Source organism: Sporosarcina sp. Y352 (assembly GCF_056786535.1).
In genome coordinates this window covers 1-1,353 of record NZ_JBXCJE010000036.1, presented here as the reverse complement: position 1 = coordinate 1,353, position 1,353 = coordinate 1, and the positions used below count along the sequence as shown (strand labels likewise).

Annotated in this window: 2 protein-coding genes; both read right to left on the bottom strand. The window is 38.0% G+C overall.

The window, feature by feature from the left end:
* Positions 1-54: 54 nt before the first annotated feature.
* Positions 55-1,032: an IS3 family transposase gene (locus AC1TO6_RS21080; RefSeq protein WP_482103544.1), complete on the bottom strand. Its 978-nt coding sequence runs from the start codon at positions 1,030-1,032 to the stop codon at positions 55-57.
* Positions 936-1,265 (bottom strand): helix-turn-helix domain-containing protein, encoded by a 330-nt coding sequence (locus tag AC1TO6_RS21075; protein WP_482103543.1) that lies wholly within the window; start codon positions 1,263-1,265, stop codon positions 936-938. The genes AC1TO6_RS21080 and AC1TO6_RS21075 overlap by 97 nt, the downstream gene beginning before the upstream one ends.
* Between the last annotated feature and the right edge of the window lie 88 nt (positions 1,266-1,353).

The window sequence follows — 1,353 nt, the reverse complement described above, 5'->3', positions numbered from 1 at the left end:
CCTGTGGTCAAGCCCCTTAAAAATGGACATGAAACAATTGCTTAAATCGTGCCACTAAGCACTCATATGATACTTAGCTAAAAAAGATGACGGTGTTAAATAACCAAGTCTTTTCTGGCTGCGTTTTTTCGCGTAAAATGATGCGTATTTTGGTAAATCTGCCATCAGCTGCTCAACAGAAAGCATAGGTAAGAGAAATGGATATTCGACTTTTAAGTGAGAGAAAAAGCATTCAATCATAGCGTTATCATGACAGTTTGCTTTACGTGACATACTCGGAATGAAACCCAATTGCGAGGATAGCTCACGATAGCGGTAAGAACGATAAACATTTCCTCGATCCGTATGGATGATCACTTGACTCAAGTCTGTTAATTGACGTGCTACCATTGCCTGGTGAATCGTAGCTTCCATCATTGCTGTATTAGAATGGAACCCAACTTGAAATCCAATTGGTTCCCGATTAAAGAGATCCATTAAAGCAGAGACATAGATTTTTGTCTCACCAAATGTGATTTCTGTCACATCCATTACCCATTTGTGATTCGGGAAAAATGCATTAAAATCGCGATTTAACAAGTTCGGATAAATATAGCCAGCGGCGATATGTTTCTTCTCTATTGATGATTTTTTCCGTCTCACTTTTGATAATAGGTTCATCTCATGCATTAAGCGTACGACACGTTTATGGTTAATCACATAGCCATTTTGCTCTTTTAGCGTGCCTGCGATTCGCTTCGCACCATATGTTCCACCTACTTCATCATAAAGACATTGAATCTTCTTTTTATCTCGCCAATCGCGTTGAGAAGGCACTTTTTTTGGACGTTTCAAATAAGCGTAATAACCGCTAGGTGATACATTAAATGCCTTTGCCAATCGTCGTACTGTATATTCCTTTCTCAAACTTGTAATGGCTTCATAGTAAACAGATGTTACTTCTGTTTGAGAAAGGTTTGGAACTTTTTTAGGATTTCCACCTGAATCCGTTGTTCTTCGAAAGCAATTTCGATAGCTTGTAAACGCTTCAATTCGTCTGCATCCACGAAAGTCATGGATCTATCTTTTGTATCTTTGTTAAGAAAGAAAGTGGGTCCAAAATCTTTATATTGCTTAACCCACTGTTGAATACTAGTTTGACTGACATTCATCTCTTCTGCCAATTGTTTTGTAGGTATACGTTCTTTTAAGACACGCTCCACTGCTTTTATTTTATATTCAGATGATGTATAATTATTCGGTTTCCTACGTGGTCTGTAACCCATGGTATCATCCCCTTTTCATGAATTATTAAAAATAACAGGTACAATACTATACCCGTTTATGTCCATTATAAGGGGGTCGACCACTGTG

Coding starts and splice junctions, on each gene's coding strand:
- AC1TO6_RS21075 (WP_482103543.1), bottom strand. CDS start 1,265: ATGGGTTACAGACCACGTAGGAAACCGAATAATTATACATCATCTGAA.